Source organism: Rhodococcus sp. NPDC056960 (assembly GCF_042674125.1).
GTDB lineage: Bacteria > Actinomycetota > Actinomycetes > Mycobacteriales > Mycobacteriaceae > Rhodococcus_F.
In genome coordinates, this window is the sequence record NZ_JBHURF010000033.1 from 33,696 (window position 1) to 50,939 (window position 17,244).

A 17,244-nucleotide genomic window follows, 5' to 3' on the forward strand; every position below is an offset into this window, starting at 1 on the left:
GCCCTAGTCTTGGTCAGCAGTCAACCGGGGTGACGTGTCACCCCGGTTGTCAGGCGGCTCGGGCTACGCCGACTTCGGCTCGGTGTGCTGCGGCTGCGGCTGCACGGGCGCCGGCGGGGTCACCGGGGCGGTCGTGGTATCTGCCACGGGCAGTTCGGCGGGCGCGCTCGGCTGCGCGGTGGGCGCCGGGGTGCTGCTGTTGTCGTTCTGCATTTCCTTGACTTCGCTCTTGAAGATGCGGAGCGAGCGGCCGAGTCCACGAGCCGCATCGGGCAGCTTCTTGGAACCGAACAGGATGACGACGACCAGCGCAACGATGGCCCAGTGCCAGGGGCTCATGGCTCCCATGATGAAACCTCCAAAAGATCAGGTGACCCCGATGCTACCGGACATACACGGCACCAGCCCGGTCGAAACTGGCTAGTTGCGCTGCCGTTTGCCTGTCGGTTTCCTCGGCGCCCGCTGGGAGCGGAGGTCCGCGAGAAGGGCGTCCCCGGCCCAGTGCCGATTCCCGCCCGCCTCCGCCTCGCGGATCAGTTCGACCAACCGCGCATTCACCGGGGCGACCGTGCCCGACGCCGCCGCCAGCCGCACGACCTCCCCGCTGATCCAGTCCACCTCGGTGCGCCTGCCGGCCTCGAGGTCGTCCCACATCGACGACCGCGCGTGCGGGTCGATGGCCAGCATCCGGCGGCCCGCCACCCGGAACACCCCGTCCGGGACGGTCAGCAACCGGGGAATCCATCGCGGCGGCAGCGGTGTGAGCTTGGCGACAGCGATGCCGCGGGCAGTCAGGAGCGCGAGCGCTTCTCGCTGCGCCAGCGCGAGAGCGCGCCGGAACGGCCGCCGCGCCAACTCCTCGCGGAGCGGCAGACCGGACAGGGCGTTGACCGCGTTGTTCAGGTTGAGCAGCAATTTCGCCCACTGCACGGAACGGAAGTCCTCGTGGGCGTGCAGCGGAAGCCCGGCGTCGCCGAACATCGCCGCGACCGCGCTGACCGCCGGATGCTGTTCGATCTCGAGGTCGCCCTCGGAGCCCTGGTGGAAATGTCCGTCGCCGCGATGCACCACGTTGAACAGCACCGTTGCCGCCAGAACGACGTGCCCCGGCAACGCCGCACGGAGGGTGTCCGCGTTGCCCAGCCCGTTCTGCGTGCTCACCACGACCGTGCCGGGACCGAGCACCGGCGCCAGAGCGGCACCCGCCGTCGGTGTGCCCGCCGATTTCACCGCGACGAGGACGAGATCGGCGGTGGCCGCCGACTCGGGGCCGGTGGCGAAGGCGAGGTCGGAGGCGGGGACCCGGATGTCCGCGCCGTGCAGGTCCGTTAGGCGCAAGCCGTGAGCGCGGATCTCCGACCCGATGCGCTCGCGGCCGATCAGCGTGACCTCGGCGCCGGCCGCCGCGAGCCGGCCCCCGAGATAGCATCCGATGCTGCCCGCGCCGAACACGCTGACCCGCGGCGCCCGCACGGCGTCGTTCACGCCTCGACGGCGTCGTACGCCGACAGCGCCTCCACCGCCCGGCGCCGCACCTCGTCGACCAGTTCTGGTGGTCCGAGCACCGCGATTCCGGAACCGAACCCGAGCACCAGTCGCGCCATCCACTCGAGCGCCCCGTAGCTCATGCTCGCCTCGACCGAGCCGTCGGTGGCGACCGTGCGGACATCCATCGGGTAGTAGTCGAGCACCCACACGCAGTCGGCGCCGATGCGCAGCCGGGCCCGCGGCAGCGACGCGTCGCCGCTGAACAGTTCGAGATTGGAATCCCGCACGAGGGCCTGGGCGGGCGGGGTCGACGGCTCGTCCAGTTCGGTGGCCGCGTCGATCCGGTCGAGCCGGAACAACCGGACCCCCTCGGCCTGCCTGCACCACGCCTGCAGATAACTGTGATTGTCGACGAGCACGATCCGCACCGGATCCACGGTCCGCTCGGTGACCCGGTCCCGGGACGCGGAGTAGTACGTGAGGTGCAGCGCGCGGCGGCGGTGGAGCGCGGAGCGCACCGCGGCGGCGATCGGGTCTTCCGCCACGTCGTCCACTGCATCCCGCTCCGACGTCGGAGTCACCGTCGCGCGGGCCGCCGCGGTGCCCGCGGCATCCTCGATCTTGGCGATCGCACTGTGCGCCGCCGACGGATCGACCATCCCCGGTAACTCCACCAGCGAACGCAGGGCAATCAGCAGGGCCGTCGCCTCCGTGGACGTCAACCGCAGCGGTCGGTCGATGCCCGCCGAGAACGTCACCTCGATGCTCTCCTCGGAGAACGAGAGGTCGATGAGGTCGCCCGGACCGTATCCGGGCAGCCCACACACCCAGAGCTGATTGAGATCGGACATCAGCTGTGTGGTGGTGACGCCCAGTTCCGCGGCGGCCTCGGCCGCACTCATCCCAGGGTTCGCGATGAAGTAGGGCACCAGATTGAGGAGCCGCGACAGTCTCGACGACAGCCTGTTGCTCACGACGTCCCCCGGTCCCCTGCGGCATCCTTCAGTTTGGTCAGCACATCGTGGCGTAGTTCGGGCGGATCGAGGACCAGGGCGTCCGCCCCGTGACCGGCGACCAGCCGCGCGATCCAGTCCCGTGAGTGCACCGGGATCTCGAGCACGGTGCCGCTGCGCTCGTTCACCTGCTTCGCCCCCGTCGCCGTCCCCAGACGGCGCAGTTCCTGGGCGCGCCCCTCGGCCACCCACACCGTGGCGGTCCCGGTGACCTCCCCCGAACCGGTGACACGGTCGACGATCTCCCGCAGGTTCACACCGGCCGGTTTGTGCACGGCCCCCGACGGTCCGAACTCCCGCACGTCGTCGCCGATCCGCGACAGCCGGAACGTCCGGACCGCGCCCCGGTCGACGTCGTGACCGACGAGATACCACCGGCCGTGCGCGGTGACGACACCCCACGGTTCCACGGTGCGCTCGGTGTACGGCTCGTTGAGGGCACCGCGGTGCGGGAAGTGCACGGCGCGACCGGCGTCGACGGCCGCCAGCAACTTCCCGAGCGCCGGTTCGGAGCCGCGGGTGCGGGCGGGGACGGCGGTGATCGGAGTGGCCGCCGAGTCCGGATCCACCTGCACACCGGCCGCCCTCAGCTTGAGCAGCGCCCCCTGGGCGGCGGACGTCAACTCCGGCGACTCCCACAACTGGACCGCGACCGCGACCGCCGCCGACTCCTCCTGGCTGAGGTCGATGTCGGGCAGCTCGTACGCATTGCGGTTGATGCGGTAGCCCTCCACCGTCGAGAAACGCGACGCCTGCCCCGTCTCGAGCGGAACACCGAGATCCCGTAGCTCGTTCTTGTCGCGTTCGAACATGCGGCTGAACGCCTCGTCGCTGGCGGAGTCGGCGTACCCGGCAACGCTCTCGCGAATCTTCTCGGCGGTGAGGAACTGTCTGGTGGACAACAAGCAGATCACCAGGTTCATCAAGCGCTCGATCTTGGAAGTCGGCACGCCCGGAAGCCTAGTGGGTGAGCCCGTTCCGGACTCCCTCAGCGCGGCTACATCGAGGCAATCAGCCGCTCCACCCGCTCGTCGACCGACCGGAACGGGTCCTTGCACAGGACGGTCCGCTGGGCCTGGTCGTTGAGCTTGAGATGCACCCAGTCGACCGTGAAGTCGCGACCGGCCTCCTGCGCGGCAGTGATGAACTCGCCGCGCAGCTTCGCCCGCGTGGTCTGCGGCGGGGTGTCGACCGCCGCCTCGATCGTCTCGTCCTCGGTGATCCGCTTCACGAGACCCTTGCGCTGCAGCACGTCGAACACACCGCGACCGCGTTTGATGTCGTGATAGGCCAGATCCAGCTGCGCGATCTTCGGGTCGGCCAGCTCGAAGCCGTGCCGGTCCTGATAGCGCTGGAACAGCTTGCGCTTGATCACCCAGTCGATCTCGGTGTCGACCTTCGCGAAGTCCTGCGTCTCGACGGCGTCGAGCATCCGGCCCCACAGATCCACCACCTGCGTGACCTGCGGATCGGGGTCACGGTTCTGCAGGTGTTCGACCGCACGGGCGTGGTACTCACGCTGGATGTCGAGGGCGCTGGCCTGCCGGCCACCGGCCAGCCGCACCGGACGACGTCCGGTCACGTCGTGGCTGACCTCACGGATGGCGCGGATCGGGTTGTCGAGCGCGAAATCGCGGAACGACACCCCGGCCTCGATCATCTCGAGGACGAGAGCAGCGGTGCCCACCTTCAGCATCGTGGTGGATTCGGACATGTTCGAATCGCCGACGATGACGTGCAGGCGACGGTACTTCTCCGCGTCCGCGTGCGGTTCGTCGCGGGTGTTGATGATGGGCCGCGACCGCGTGGTCGCCGAGGACACACCCTCCCAGATGTGCTCGGCGCGCTGCGACAGACAGAACGTGGCGGCCTTCGGCGTCTGCAGGACCTTGCCGGCGCCACAAATCAGCTGCCGCGTGACCAGGAACGGGAGCAGCACGTCCGAGATCCGGGAGAACTCGCCGGCCCGGGCCACGAGGAAGTTCTCGTGGCAGCCGTACGAGTTGCCTGCCGAGTCCGTGTTGTTCTTGAACAGGTAGATGTCGCCGCCGATGCCTTCTTCGGCGAGCCGCTGTTCGGCGTCGATCAACAGCTCCTCGAGAACTCGCTCACCCGCCCGGTCGTGGTTGACCAACTGGATGAGGTTGTCGCACTCGGCCGTCGCGTATTCGGGGTGCGAGCCGACGTCCAGATACAGGCGGGCACCGTTCCGGAGGAAGACGTTGGAGCTGCGGCCCCACGACACCACCCGCCGGAACAGGTAGCGCGCAACCTCGTCCGGGCTCAGTCGCCTGTGACCATGGAAGGTGCAAGTCACACCGAACTCTGTCTCAATTCCCATGATTCGTCGCTGCACACCTCGAGAGTACAACGCGGATCACCCGACGGAGCGTTAAAACGGTTCGGCAACACACCGCGCATACGCTGAGGTGGTGAACCCACATCTACGCCGCATCCATCGGGCAGACGAGATCCTGTTCGACCGCAGCGCGAATCTGAACCCGTCCCACGTCGACCGGTTCATGCGCTTCCTCAGCCGGGCCGCCGACAAGGGCGTCCTGTGGTGGTGTGTGGCGGCCGTGCTGGGACTGGTCGGCGGGCGCGCCCGACGGGGTGGTGTGCGGGGCCTGCTGTCACTGGGACTGGCGAGCGGTCTCGCCAACGGCATCCTCAAACCCGTGTTTCCGCGGCGGCGACCACCCCCGCGGGTCTGGGCGAACGTGCTGCGCGGGGTGGAGATCCCCCGGTCCTCGTCCTTCCCGTCGGGGCACTCGGCGTCGGCGGCCGCGTTCACCACCGGCGTCGCCCTGGAGTCGCCCGTGACCGCCGCCGTCGTGGCGCCCCTCGCCGCCGCGGTCGCGTACTCCCGGGTGCACAACGGTGTGCACTGGCCGTCGGACGTGCTCGCCGGACTGGCGCTCGGTGGGGCTGTCGCGGCGGGTACTCGCAGGTGGTGGGCGGTGCGCCCGGAGGATCCGGCGGAGCTGGGACCGTCAGTCGACGCGCCCGCACTGCCGGGCGGTGAGGACCTGCTCGTCGTGGTCAACCCGGAATCGGGACCGGACGGCACCGATCCCCGGGAGGAGATCGCGACTGCTCTCCCCAAGGCCGACACGCGTGCCCTGGACACGGATCGCGATTTCGCCGAGCAACTCGACGCCTGGGTGGCCGACACGCAGCCGCGAGCCCTCGGGGTGTGTGGTGGAGACGGGACCGTCGTCGCCGTCGCCGCGGCGGCCGCGCGTCACCGGTTGCCGCTGGCAGTGTTCCCGGGCGGAACGCTCAACCACTTCGCCCGGGACGTCGGCGTCACCGACATCCCCGGCACGGCAACCGCTGTCGAGACCGGACGCGCGGTTCTCGTCGACCAGGCGGTGGTCCACACCGATGTGTCGGAATCCGCGCCGTTCCTCAACACCGCGAGTCTCGGCGGATACCCCGACGCGGTGCGACTGCGGGAGAAGTGGCAACCCCGGTACGGGAAGTGGCCCGCAGCGAGCGCGGCGATGATCCGGATTCTCGCCGCGGCAACCCCGCTCGCCGTCACCATCGACGGGCGGCCCGTGCAGGTCTGGATGTTGTTCGTGGGGAACGGTCGGTATTCGCCGTCCGATCAGGTTCCGATGTCGCGTCCGGCCATCACCGGCGGGCTGCTCGACGTCCGGTACGTGCGGGCGGACCGCAGGGCGTCGCGGCCGCGACTCCTGTTCGCCGCCGCGACCGGGACACTCGGCAGCAGCCGGGTGTACGTGCACGCACTGGTCCCCCGGGTCACCGTCCGGGTGGACGGTGACCCGGTCGCCCTCGCCACCGACGGCGAAGTCGTGGCCGACGCCCGCCGCTTCGACTTCCGGACGGTTCCCGAGGCGATCGCGGTGTACCGGCCTCAGTCCTGAGGGTCGGCCGGCTTCGCCTCGGTACCGGTGGCCGGCTTAGCGTCGGTACCGTCGGCCGGCTTCGCCTCGGGCGCCGTCTTCGAATCCGCACCGGGCTCGGAGGCGGCCGCCGGGGCCGCGGGAACCAACTGCTCGAGCGCGGCGCCGGCGATTCGCCGGAACGCCCGGCGAGGCCGGGACTGATCGAGCACGGCCACCTCGAGGCTGGCCACGTCGACGTTCCGCTTCTCGCCTTCTCCGGCACCCCCCTGATGCAGGGCGTTGACGGCGACACCGACCGCCGACTCGAGATCGAGGTCGGCCCGGTACGACTCGCGCATGGCGGTCGCGATCGGCTCGGTCGTCCCGCCCATCACGACGAAATGCTGCTCGTCGACGATGGACCCGTCGTAGGTGATGCGGTACAGCTGGGGCGGCTTCGGGCTGCCCACCCGCCCGACCTCGGCGACACAGATCTCCACCTCGTACGGCTTGGGTTGTTCGGTGAAGATCGTGCCGAGGGTCTGCGCGTACGCGTTGGCCAGGGAACGGCCCGTGACGTCCCGGCGATCGTAGGAGTAGCCGCGCATGTCGGCGTGGACGATCCCGGCGCGGCGCAGGTTCTCGAACTCGTTGTACTTACCGACGGCCGCGAAGCCGAGCCGGTCGTACAGTTCGCTCACCTTGTGCAGCGCGGTGGACGGATTCTCGGCGACGAACAGGACGCCGTCGCGGAACGTGAGCACCACGACACTGCGTCCCCGGGCAATTCCCTTGCGCGCCAACTCCGAGCGATCCCGCATGATCTGCTCGGCGGAGGCGTAATACGGCATGGTCATCGCGCGGACCCCCCTTCTTCGGTGCGCTCGGTGACGATCCGCCGAGCCAACTCGGACGTCGTGTCGTCGGGCACGACTACGGCGCCGGCCTGGGTGATGGTGACCGCGGTCGGGTAGATGCCCCGGGTGAGGTCGGGTCCACCGGTGGCCGAATCGTCGTCGGCCGCGTCGTACAGCGATTCGATGGCCGCCCGCAGGGCGGTCTCCTCGTCGCTGTCCGGCGAGTAGATCTTCTTCAGTGCCGACTTCGCGAACAGCGATCCCGAACCGACCGCGTGGTATCCGGCGCGTTCCTCGTATCGGCCGCCCACGACGTCGTACGAGACGATGCGCCCCGCGCGGGCCTCGTCGTCCGCGTCGAGGTCGTAGCCGACGAGCAACGGAACCACCGCGAGACCCTGCATCGCCGCGCCGAGGTTGCCCCGCACCATCGACGCCAGCCGGTTGGCCTTGCCGTCGAAGGTCAGGGGGACGCCCTCGATCTTCTCGTAGTGCTCGAGTTCGACGGCGAACAGGCGAACCAGTTCGATCGCGATGCCCGCGGTGCCGGCGATGCCGGCCGCCGAATACTCGTCGGTGACGTACACCTTCTCGACGTCCCGGCTCGCGATCAGGTTGCCCTGGGTCGCACGCCGGTCGCCGGCGAGCAGAACGCCCCCCTTGTAGGTGAGCGCCACGATCGTCGTTCCGTGCGGTGCGAGATCACCGCTGTCCATCCCGTCACCACCCCGTGTCGAGTGCGAACGATGGCCGATCCGATTCTCCGGCAGCAATTCTGGTGCGTGACCGCGCAGATACTCGGTGAACGAGCTCAGATTCGAACCGAAACTGAGCCTCGTGTCACCGTCGCCCGTCCGCAATGCCGGTCGATCCGCCGTCACTGGCCGCCCTTCTGGACATAGGCCCGGACGAAGTCCTCGGCGTTCTCCTCGAGCACGTCGTCGATCTCGTCGAGCAGGTCGTCGGTGTCCTCGGCCAGCTTTTCGCGACGTTCCTGACCAGCGGCACCGTCACCACCGGGGGTGTCGTCCTCGTCGCCGCCACCAGTTCGTTTGGTCTGCTCTTGCGCCATCGCCGCCGACCTCCTTGTGTGAAGGGAGCTCTTCTTCCGAGCGTCCTGTCGTGCCAAGCAGTCTGACTACATCATCCGCTCGGACCTTCACCCTACCGAGCGTCGCCGTCGCACGTGTGCCGACGCGACGGCGAGTTCCGGCACAGATCCGTCCGGAAGCGGTCGCTCGGTCAGTTCGTGAGCTCGTCGACGAGTTCTTTCGCCGTCTCCACCGACTCCAGCAGCTCCCCCACGTGCGCCTTGCTGCCGCGCAGCGGCTCGAGCGTGGGAATGCGCACCAGGGAGTCGCCCCCGAGATCGAAGATCACCGAATCCCAGCTCGCCGCCGCGATGTCTGCGCCGAACTTGCGCAGGCACTCGCCGCGGAAGTAGGCGCGGGTGTCGGTGGGCGGGGTGTCGACCGCGTCGAGCACCTGCTGCTCCGAGACGAGGCGCTCCATCGACCCGCGCGCGACGAGCCGGTTGTAGAGCCCCTTGTCGAGGCGGACGTCCGAGTACTGCAGGTCGACGAGATGCAGTCGCGGCGCGGACCAGTTGAGCCCCTCCCGGTTCCGGAACCCCTCGAGCAGGCGCAGCTTGGCCGGCCAGTCCAGCAGGTGGGCGCATTCCATCGGATCGCGCTCGAGGAGGTCGAGCACCATCGCCCACTTCTCCAGCAAGTCGGCCACGCGGGGGTCGTCGTTGCCCTCGGCCGACATGAACTTGTCGACGCGATCGAGGTAGATCCGCTGCAACGCAAGCCCGGTCAGCTCCCGGCCGTCGGCCAGCGCGACCGTGGCGCGCAGCGTCGGATCGTGGCTGATGTGGTGCACGGCCGTCACCGGACGGGCCAGTTGCAGGTCGGTGAGGTCGACACCGGCCTCGATCAGATCGAGGACCAGCGCCGTGGTCCCGACCTTCAGATACGTCGACATCTCGGCGAGGTTCGCGTCGCCGATGATGACGTGGAGGCGCCGGTACTTGTCGGCGTCGGCGTGCGGTTCGTCGCGGGTGTTGATGATGCCGCGCTTGAGCGTGGTCTCGAGCCCGACCTCGACCTCGATGTAGTCGGCGCGCTGGGACAGCTGGAAGCCGGCCTCGTCGCCGGACTGCCCGATTCCGACGCGACCGGACCCGCAGATCACCTGACGGGACGCGAAGAACGGCGTCAGGCCGTTGATCACCGCGGAGAACGGCGTCGCCCGCGACATCAGGTAGTTCTCGTGGGTGCCGTACGACGCGCCCTTGCCGTCCACGTTGTTCTTGTACAGCTGCAGTCGCGGGGCACCGGGAACGCTGGACGCGTGCCGCGCGGCGGCCTCCATCACGCGTTCGCCGGCCTTGTCCCAGATGACGGCGTCCAGGGGGTCGGTGACCTCGGGGGCCGAGTATTCGGGGTGCGCGTGGTCGACGTACAGACGGGCGCCGTTGGTGAGGATCATGTTGGCCGCGCCGACCTCGTCGGCGTCGATCACCGGCGCCGGGCCGCTCAGCCGGCCGAGATCGAAACCACGGGCATCGCGCAGCGGGGATTCCACCTCGTAGTCCCATCGGGTGCGCTTGGCACGCGGCACCCCCGCGGCGGCCGCGTAGGCCAGCACCGCCTGGGTGGACGTCAAGATCGGATTGGCCGAAGGCTCGCTGGGTGAGGAGATTCCGTACTCGACTTCGACACCGATGATCCGCTGCATGCTGCCGAGCCTATGCGATCACTCCCCCCGCCCGACGGCACACTCCTGCCGTGCGAGCCGTCCGCGTCGCACGGTCAGGCCGGCGAACACTCCAGGTACTGGTTCGCGGCGATCGCCCCGAGCACCGTTCGCACCCCGACGGGAGCCCAGGCGTGGGTGCTGTCGGTGACGATTCTCGGGTCGGTCAGGGTGACGGTGCGTCGGCGCGTCTCGATGGTGCACCCGCCCGCCGCCACCACGTTGCGCACCCAGTCGCTCCGGGCGCCGTACGTGAGCGCGAACCGGTAGCGGCCGTCCACGACGAACACGTTGACGGGTGTGCGATACGCCGTGCCCGACTTCCGGCCCCGGTGCTCGACCACGGCGAAGCCCGGCAGGATCGTCGCGACGTGTCGGCTCACCTGATTGGTGACGACCCGGTTGAACCGGGCGATCGAACGCGGCAACGCCATGACCTCGCACCCCTTCGGCACCGGAACGAGCAACCACCCACGACGGTACCGGCACCCGACGGGGTACTGGCAGGATCGACGCATGGATTCCGTCCCGAACACCCCGCCCGGCACGGACGAAGTGGTGGCGGTGTTCGACAGTGCGGGCCGACCGGCCGGTACCGCCGAGCGTTCCCGGGTCTACGCCGAGGGTTTGTGGCACGCCAGCGCCGGGGTCCTGGTCCGATCCGGTGACGGCCGGCGGCTGTACGTGCACAGACGCTCGGACACGAAGACCGTGTTCGCCGGACAGCACGACTGCCTCGCGGGCGGGGTGGTCGATCCCGGGGAGAGCGCGGAGGACGCCGCGACCCGCGAACTGGCGGAGGAACTCGGCATCGCAGGAGTCGCGCTCACCCCCGTCGCACAGGTGGCGTGGGACGGGCACTGGCACGGACTGCGGCTCCGCTGCCACCTGTACGCCTACGAGACGCGCTGGGACGGCCCGGTGGTCCACCAGGCCAGCGAGATCGCGGCCGGCTGGTGGTGGACGCCCCACGAACTGGTCGCACACCTGCGCGACCCGCAGTGGCCGTTCGTCCCGGACACCCGGGCTCTCCTGGAGGACTACCTCGTCGCACTGGACCACCGGCACGACAGCTGACCTGCACGGCGGGAACACGATTCGAGTCCCGCCGCGCAGGTGGTGCCGAGCGGCCTACAGGTACTGGCCCGTGTTGGACTCGGTGTCGATGGCGCGGCTCGCGCTCGCGTTCTTACCGGTGACCAACGTGCGGATGTAGACGATCCGCTCACCCTTCTTGCCCGAGATCCGGGCCCAGTCGTCGGGATTGGTGGTGTTCGGCAGGTCCTCGTTCTCGGAGAACTCGTCGACGATCGAGTCGAACAGGTGCTGGACCCGCAGGCCCGGGGCACCGGTGTCGAGCACCGACTTGATCGCGTACTTCTTGGCGCGGTCGACGATGTTCTGGATCATCGCCCCCGAGTTGAAGTCCTTGAAGTAGAGGACCTCCTTGTCGCCGTTGGCGTACGTGACCTCGAGGAAGCGGTTCTCCTCGCTCTCGGCGTACATGCGGTCGACGACCCGTTCGATCATCACCCGGATGCAGGCGGTGCGATCGCCGCCGAACTCCGCGATGTCGTCGCTGTGCACCGGCAGCGTCTCGACGAGGTACTTCGAGAAGATGTCCTGCGCCGACTCCGCGTCGGGGCGTTCGATCTTGATCTTCACGTCGAGGCGACCCGGACGCAGGATCGCGGGGTCGATCATGTCCTCGCGGTTGGATGCGCCGATCACGATGACGTTCTCGAGTCCCTCGACACCGTCGATCTCACTGAGCAGCTGCGGCACGACGGTCGTCTCGACGTCGGAGGAGACACCCGACCCGCGGGTACGGAAGATCGAGTCCATCTCGTCGAAGAACACGATCACCGGGGTGCCCTCGGAGGCCTTCTCCCGGGCCCGCTGGAAGATGAGCCGGATGTGCCGCTCGGTCTCGCCGACGAACTTATTCAGCAGCTCGGGGCCCTTGATGTTGAGGAAGTAGGACTTGGCTTCCTTGCTGTCCTGCCCCCGGGCCTCCGCGATCTTCTTCGCGAGCGAGTTGGCGACCGCCTTGGCGATCAGCGTCTTGCCGCACCCGGGCGGGCCGTAGAGGAGCACACCCTTGGGCGGGCGGAGCTCGTATTCGTGGAACAGGTCCTTGTGGAGGAACGGCAACTCGACCGCGTCGCGGATCTGCTCGATCTGCCTGCCGAGGCCACCGATGTCGTCGTAGTGGACGTCGGGAACCTCTTCGAGGACCAGATCCTCGACCTCGGCCTTGGGGATCCGCTCGAACGCGTAGCCGGCCTTGGTGTCGACGAGGAGGGAGTCGCCGGGGCGCAGCTTCCGGGTGGGCGAGTCCGCGTCGTACGCGATCGTCTCCTTCTCGCTCTCCGCGAACACGGTGGCGAGGGGTTCGGCGAGCCAGACGATTCGTTCCTCGTCGGCGTGACCCACCACGAGGGCGCGCTGACCGTCGTCGAGGACCTCACGGAGCGTGCTGATCTCACCCACGCGCTCGAAGTTGCCCGCCTCCACAATCGTGAGAGCCTCGTTGAGGCGCACGGTCTGGCCGAGCTTGAGGGTCTCGGCGTCGACGTTCGGGGAGCAGGTCAACCGCATCTTGCGACCGGAGGTGAACACGTCCACCGTCTGATCGTCGTGCACTCCGAGCAGCACGCCGTAGCCGCTCGGCGGCTGGCCGAGGCGGTCGACTTCTTCTCGAAGCGCAATGAGCTGCTGGCGGGCTTCCTTGAGGGTGTCCATCAGCTTGGTGTTCCGGATGGACAGCGAGTCCACTCGCGACTCCATCTCACGAAGCTGTTCCGGCGACTCCGCGAGCTGCCTACGCAGTGCCGACGCCTCTGCGCGCAACGCCTCGAGCTCTCGTGCGGCCGCAACCGAATCGGGGTTCTCTGTCGAGCTCATGTGCGTCTCCTCCCAATGAGATCTATCAACGCTACCGGCACTGCCCGAATTCTGCGCCGTGACACGGATTCTGCCGATTGCGAATCGGCATACACGACGCCCCGGACCACCGAAATCCTCATGTTAGCCTTACCTACCTGTCGAGCAGTTTCCTCTCTGTTCTGTGTAACGAAAGGGTTCGTCGTGATAATCCGCAAGCCCCTGAACGGCACATCCGCCATCGGTAGGTCCGTGGTCGCCGTGGGCGCGGTCGTCCTCGCGCTCGGGATGTCGGCCTGCTCGTCGGACGACTCGTCCGGCACCACGGGGACGACGTCCGCTGCCGCGTCCTCCGCCTCCCCCGCATCCGGCGAGGCTGTCGCGGCCCCCACTTCCGACGAACTGCTCGGTACGCTCCAGGTCCTCGCGGACCCCGCCCGCCCGGTCGACGACAAGACCGCCGTGGTGGTCGACGGTGAACAACGCCGCCCGAATCTCGAGGCGATGACCGCGGCGATGGCCAACTACCCGGTGTCCTTCACGGTCACGGATGTGCAGGTGGAGGGCGATACGGCGACGGCGAACGTCGCGATCGTCAGCCCGCACGGCACGGCCGCCCCGACGGCGTGGACATGGGAGAACGTCGACGGCACATGGAAGGTGTCCGACGCGAGCACCTGCACCCTGCTCGGCATGGCGCGCGCCGGCTGCAGCTAGCGTCCCGACCTTCGGCGGCGTCCCCGGGGCGCCGCCGAAGTCACGTCTCAGCCCTTGCCGGACCGGCGCTGCGGCTTGGGAGTGACCGTTCCCTCGGCGAGCCGCCGGGCGCTCACCAGGAACGCGGTGTGGCCCTGCATCCGGTGTTCCGGGCGCACCGCCAGCCCGACGACGTGCCATCCGCGGACGATCGATTCCCAGGACCGCGGCTCCGTCCAGCATTCCTGTTCGCGCATCGCCTCGACCACCTTCGACAGCTGCGTCACGGTCGCGACGTAGACGATAAGGACCCCGCCGGGCACCAGCGCCTCGGACACCGCGGGCAGCGCGTCCCACGGGGCCAGCATGTCGAGGACCACCCGGTCGACCCGGCCACCCGCCGCCTCGGCGTCGAATTCGGCGACGTCGGCGATCGTCAGGTCCCAGTTCTCCGGGCGTTCCCCGAAGAACGTCTCGACGTTCCGGACGGCGTGCTCGGCGTGGTCGTCGCGCACCTCGTACGAGATGACCCGGCCTTCGGGCCCGACCGCACGGAGCAGCGAGCACGTCAACGCTCCGGACCCGGCGCCGGCCTCGAGCACCCGGGCCCCGGGAAAGACGTCACCCTCGTGGACGATCTGCGCCGCATCCTTCGGGTAGATGACCTGCGCGCCGCGCGGCATCGACAGCACGTAGTCGGTGAGTAGCGGTCGCAACGCCAGGTACGGGGTGCCGTTGGTCGACTTGACCACGCTGCCCTCGTCGGTGCCGATCAGGTCCTCGTGCAGGATGCCGCCGCGGTGGGTGTGGAACTCCTTGCCCGCCTCCAGGTTGACCGTGTAGTGCCGGCCCTTCGCGTCCGTCAACTGGACGCGATCGCCCACCCGAAACGGTCCGCTCGGTCGCGTTTCGCGTCCCACCATCGTCACCGACTCCTCAGCCTGTTCGTCCGGGCACCGTCCGGCACCCACACCGCAGCCCCGACAGGACTGTCGGAGCGGGGGCCTACCCTGCCAGGTGTGAGCATCTCAGAGTCGCCAGCCCCCGTCGTAACGGGTTCCCCGTCACAGCGCGACGACACCTCGGCGACCCGCAGGCGGCCCGCCCTGTCCCCGTCCCGCGCCGGCGACTTCAAACAGTGCCCGCTCCTCTACCGCTTTCGCGCCGTCGACCGGCTCCCCGAGGCTCCGTCCCGGGCGCAGGTGAAGGGCACGGTGGTACACGCCGCACTGGAGACACTGTTCGGGCTCCCCGCGGCCGAACGGGTGCCCGCGCGCGCCGTCGACCTCGTCCTCCCGTCGTGGGAGCGCCTCCTCGCGGAGGCACCCGACCTGATCGATCTGGTTCCGGGCGACGAACGCGAGTCGTTCCTCGACGAGGCCCGGTCCCTCGTCACCGCCTATTACGAACTGGAAGACCCCACTCGGTTCGAGGCCGAGTCGTGCGAACAGCACGTCGAGACCGAACTCGACGACGGAGTGGTGCTCCGCGGGTTCGTCGACCGCATCGACGTCGCCCCCACCGGCGAAGTCCGGGTGGTCGACTACAAGACGGGTCGTGCGCCCCGCGAGATGTCCGAGTCCAAGGCGCTGTTCCAGATGAAGTTCTATGCGCTGGTCCTGCTGCGCACCCGGGGCATCGTCCCGGCGCAACTGCGTCTGCTCTACCTCGCGTCCGGGACGGTCCTCACGTACGCACCCGACGAGGACGAACTGCTGCGGTTCGAGCGCACGCTGTCGGCGATCTGGAAGGCCATTCTCGCCGCCGGCGTCACCGGCGATTTCCGACCCAAGCCGAGTCGCCTCTGCGACTGGTGTGATCATAAGTCCCGGTGCCCCTCGTTCGGTGGAACGCCGCCTCCCTACCCCGGGTGGCCGGAGGGGCCCGCCGAAGACGCACCGGGTTTCGAGGAGATTGTCGAATGAGTTCCGAGTCCTACTACGTACCAGTCGGTTCGGAAGCAGTGGGTGCGCCGACACCGGGCTCGGACCAGAAGGTCACCGTGGAGCGGTTCGGCAGCACAGACCTGACGATCAGCGTCTGGGCAGACACGATGCAGCACGGCGCTCCCCCGTCCGCACTGCTCGTGCGGGCGCTCGAACGGTGCGCCGCGCGCGACGACGCACGCCTCACCCGGGTGGTGGTCGAGATCCTGGGCCCCATCCCGATCGCCGAACTCGAAGTCCGATCCTGGGTGCAGCGTCCGGGACGCCGGGTGGAGCTGGTGGTTGCGGAACTGTGGACCGTCGGCGACCGTCCCCGTGCCGTGGCGCGAGGCTCGGCCTGGCGCATGGAGACCGTCGACACGAGCGACGCCGTCCATGTCGTCGACCCGCCCCTCGAACCGCGATCCGCGGGCCGGGACGGTGCGTTCGGCGGCAGCTGGAACGCCGGCTACCTGACCACCCTCGACTGGCGGTGGATCGCCGAGATGGGATGCGAGGGCCCCGGCAAGCTGTGGGCGAAGCCGCGGCCCGCACTGGTTCTCGGTGAGACCATGACTCCACTCGAGCGGCTGTTCGCCATCGCGGACATCGCCAACGGAGTCGGATCGAAGCTCGACCCGGCGCACTGGACGTTCCTCAACACCGACCTCACCGTCCACATCTTCCGGGTACCCGAGGGCGACTGGGTCGGAGTCAGCTCCGAAACCTCCATCGGCCCCGACGGAGTGGGGATGTGCGCGGGGATCCTCTACGACGAGACCGGAGCCGTCGGCCGGATCGCCCAGACCGTACAGGTCCGCGCCCGCTCCTGACCGGAACGGGCGCGGATCATCGTGCGGCGGAACGGGTTCAGAGCGCGCGGCAGGACCGGATGTTCGACGCGAGGATCGCCTTGGCGCCGAGGTCCGCGAGTTCGTCCATGACCCCGTTGTGGCCCTTGATCGGCACCATCGCGCGGACCGCGACCCAGTTCTCGTCGGCGAGCGGCGACAACGTCGGCGATTCCAGGCCGGGGGTGATCTTCAACGCGGCGTCGAGGATCGTCTTGGGGCAGTCGTAGTCCAGCATCAGGTTCTGCTGCGCGAACACGATGCCGCGCACGCGCTCGACGAGCTGGTTGCGCGCGGAATCGTCGGCGGGCGAACCGGCCCGCTCGATGAGCACACCCTCGGAGTCGCACAGGGTGTCGCCGAACGCGACCAGGTTGTGCTGACGCAGCGTGCGACCGGATCCGACGACGTCGGCGATCGCATCGGCGACGCCGAGCTGGATCGAGATCTCCACGGCGCCGTCGAGGCGGATGACCGAGGCCTCGATCCCACGGGCGGACAGGTCGTCGCGCACCAGGTTCGGGTAGGACGTGGCGATGCGGAGTCCGGCGAGGTCCTCGACCTTCCAGTCCTTGCCCGCGGGGGCTGCGTACCGGAACGTGGAGCGGCCGAAGCCGAGCGACAGCCGCTCGGCGACCGGGGCGCCCGAATCACGGGCGAGGTCGCGGCCGGTGATACCGAGATCGAGTTCACCGGATCCGACGTAGATCGCGATGTCCTTGGGGCGCAGGAAGAAGAACTCGACCTGGTTGGACTGATCCAGGACGGTCAGGTCGCGGGAATCGGTGCGACGGCGGTAACCGGCCTCGGAGAGGATTTCGGCGGCGGACTCGGACAGCGAGCCCTTGTTCGGGACTGCGACGCGCAGCATGGCGGAGGGTTCCTTTCGGGAGCGGGTGGAGGAGTCTCGA

General features: G+C 68.8%; 18 protein-coding genes. 5 read left to right on the forward strand and 13 right to left on the reverse strand.

All coding sequences use genetic code 11. From position 1 onward, the window contains the following. Positions 1-63: 63 nt before the first annotated feature. The 5 genes from tatA to pafA form a co-directional block, all read right to left on the reverse strand. Positions 64-348, reverse strand: a complete 285-nt coding sequence (tatA, locus tag ACFTWF_RS37470; protein ID WP_378466135.1) for a Sec-independent protein translocase subunit TatA — start codon at positions 346-348, stop codon at positions 64-66. Positions 349-420: 72 nt separating this feature from the next. Next, positions 421-1,485 (reverse strand): 2-dehydropantoate 2-reductase, encoded by a 1,065-nt coding sequence (locus ACFTWF_RS37475; protein WP_378466136.1) that lies wholly within the window; start codon positions 1,483-1,485, stop codon positions 421-423. Next, on the reverse strand, positions 1,482-2,462 hold the full coding sequence (locus ACFTWF_RS37480) for a helix-turn-helix transcriptional regulator (protein ID WP_378466137.1): 981 nt from the start codon (positions 2,460-2,462) through the stop codon (positions 1,482-1,484). Before ACFTWF_RS37480 ends, ACFTWF_RS37475 begins: the two co-directional genes overlap by 4 nt. Next, the gene (locus ACFTWF_RS37485) at positions 2,459-3,451 is read right to left on the reverse strand and encodes a helix-turn-helix transcriptional regulator (RefSeq protein WP_378466138.1); all 993 of its coding nucleotides are present in this window, start codon (positions 3,449-3,451) and stop codon (positions 2,459-2,461) included. Before ACFTWF_RS37485 ends, ACFTWF_RS37480 begins: the two co-directional genes overlap by 4 nt. Positions 3,452-3,498: 47 nt before the next feature. After that, positions 3,499-4,857, reverse strand: coding sequence for a Pup--protein ligase (pafA, locus tag ACFTWF_RS37490; protein ID WP_012687833.1), 1,359 nt, complete (start codon positions 4,855-4,857; stop codon positions 3,499-3,501). Between the two features lie 73 nt (positions 4,858-4,930). Here pafA and ACFTWF_RS37495 point away from each other — a divergent pair, with 73 nt between their 5' ends. Then, entirely contained in the window at positions 4,931-6,397 is a 1,467-nt protein-coding gene (locus ACFTWF_RS37495; RefSeq protein ID WP_378466139.1) for a bifunctional phosphatase PAP2/diacylglycerol kinase family protein, read from the forward strand. Here ACFTWF_RS37495 and prcA read toward each other — a convergent pair. The 5 genes from prcA to ACFTWF_RS37520 form a co-directional block, all read right to left on the reverse strand. Continuing rightward, positions 6,388-7,215, reverse strand: coding sequence for a proteasome subunit alpha (gene prcA, locus ACFTWF_RS37500; RefSeq protein WP_378466140.1), 828 nt, complete (start codon positions 7,213-7,215; stop codon positions 6,388-6,390). The two genes, ACFTWF_RS37495 and prcA, sit on opposite strands and share 10 nt — an antisense overlap. Next, positions 7,212-8,096 carry a proteasome subunit beta gene (prcB, locus tag ACFTWF_RS37505; protein ID WP_378466141.1) on the reverse strand — a complete coding sequence of 295 codons (885 nt, stop codon included), beginning with the start codon at positions 8,094-8,096 and terminating at the stop codon, positions 7,212-7,214. The genes prcA and prcB overlap by 4 nt, the downstream gene beginning before the upstream one ends. Next, complete coding sequence (locus ACFTWF_RS37510) at positions 8,093-8,287, reverse strand: ubiquitin-like protein Pup (protein WP_005242990.1); 195 nt, start codon at positions 8,285-8,287, stop codon at positions 8,093-8,095. Before ACFTWF_RS37510 ends, prcB begins: the two co-directional genes overlap by 4 nt. A gap of 170 nt (positions 8,288-8,457) precedes the next feature. Then, on the reverse strand, positions 8,458-9,957 hold the full coding sequence (gene dop, locus ACFTWF_RS37515; protein ID WP_073363240.1) for a depupylase/deamidase Dop: 1,500 nt from the start codon (positions 9,955-9,957) through the stop codon (positions 8,458-8,460). A gap of 74 nt (positions 9,958-10,031) precedes the next feature. Then, complete coding sequence (locus ACFTWF_RS37520; RefSeq protein WP_378466142.1) at positions 10,032-10,409, reverse strand: nitroreductase family deazaflavin-dependent oxidoreductase; 378 nt, start codon at positions 10,407-10,409, stop codon at positions 10,032-10,034. Positions 10,410-10,491: 82 nt separating this feature from the next. On the opposite strand from ACFTWF_RS37520, the gene ACFTWF_RS37525 reads away from it, so the two are divergent. Next, positions 10,492-11,052, forward strand: a complete 561-nt coding sequence (locus ACFTWF_RS37525; protein WP_378466143.1) for an NUDIX domain-containing protein — start codon at positions 10,492-10,494, stop codon at positions 11,050-11,052. Between the two features lie 54 nt (positions 11,053-11,106). Here the strand turns inward: ACFTWF_RS37525 and arc are convergent, their stop codons facing one another. Further along, positions 11,107-12,882: a proteasome ATPase gene (gene arc, locus ACFTWF_RS37530; RefSeq protein ID WP_378466144.1), complete on the reverse strand. Its 1,776-nt coding sequence runs from the start codon at positions 12,880-12,882 to the stop codon at positions 11,107-11,109. A 183-nt stretch (positions 12,883-13,065) separates the two neighbouring features. On the opposite strand from arc, the gene ACFTWF_RS37535 reads away from it, so the two are divergent. After that, positions 13,066-13,578, forward strand: coding sequence for a hypothetical protein (locus ACFTWF_RS37535; RefSeq protein WP_378466145.1), 513 nt, complete (start codon positions 13,066-13,068; stop codon positions 13,576-13,578). Positions 13,579-13,625: 47 nt separating this feature from the next. On the opposite strand, the gene ACFTWF_RS37540 is transcribed toward ACFTWF_RS37535, so the two are convergent. Next, positions 13,626-14,480: a tRNA (adenine-N1)-methyltransferase gene (locus ACFTWF_RS37540; protein WP_378466146.1), complete on the reverse strand. Its 855-nt coding sequence runs from the start codon at positions 14,478-14,480 to the stop codon at positions 13,626-13,628. 96 nt (positions 14,481-14,576) lie between these two features. On the opposite strand from ACFTWF_RS37540, the gene ACFTWF_RS37545 reads away from it, so the two are divergent. Next, a complete protein-coding gene (locus ACFTWF_RS37545; RefSeq protein ID WP_378466147.1) occupies positions 14,577-15,482 on the forward strand; it encodes a RecB family exonuclease in 906 nt (301 codons plus the stop codon). Then, complete coding sequence (locus ACFTWF_RS37550) at positions 15,479-16,315, forward strand: thioesterase family protein (protein WP_378466148.1); 837 nt, start codon at positions 15,479-15,481, stop codon at positions 16,313-16,315. Before ACFTWF_RS37545 ends, ACFTWF_RS37550 begins: the two co-directional genes overlap by 4 nt. A 37-nt stretch (positions 16,316-16,352) precedes the next feature. Here the strand turns inward: ACFTWF_RS37550 and hisG are convergent, their stop codons facing one another. Further along, positions 16,353-17,204, reverse strand: a complete 852-nt coding sequence (gene hisG, locus ACFTWF_RS37555) for an ATP phosphoribosyltransferase (protein ID WP_378466149.1) — start codon at positions 17,202-17,204, stop codon at positions 16,353-16,355. Positions 17,205-17,244 lie beyond the last annotated feature (40 nt).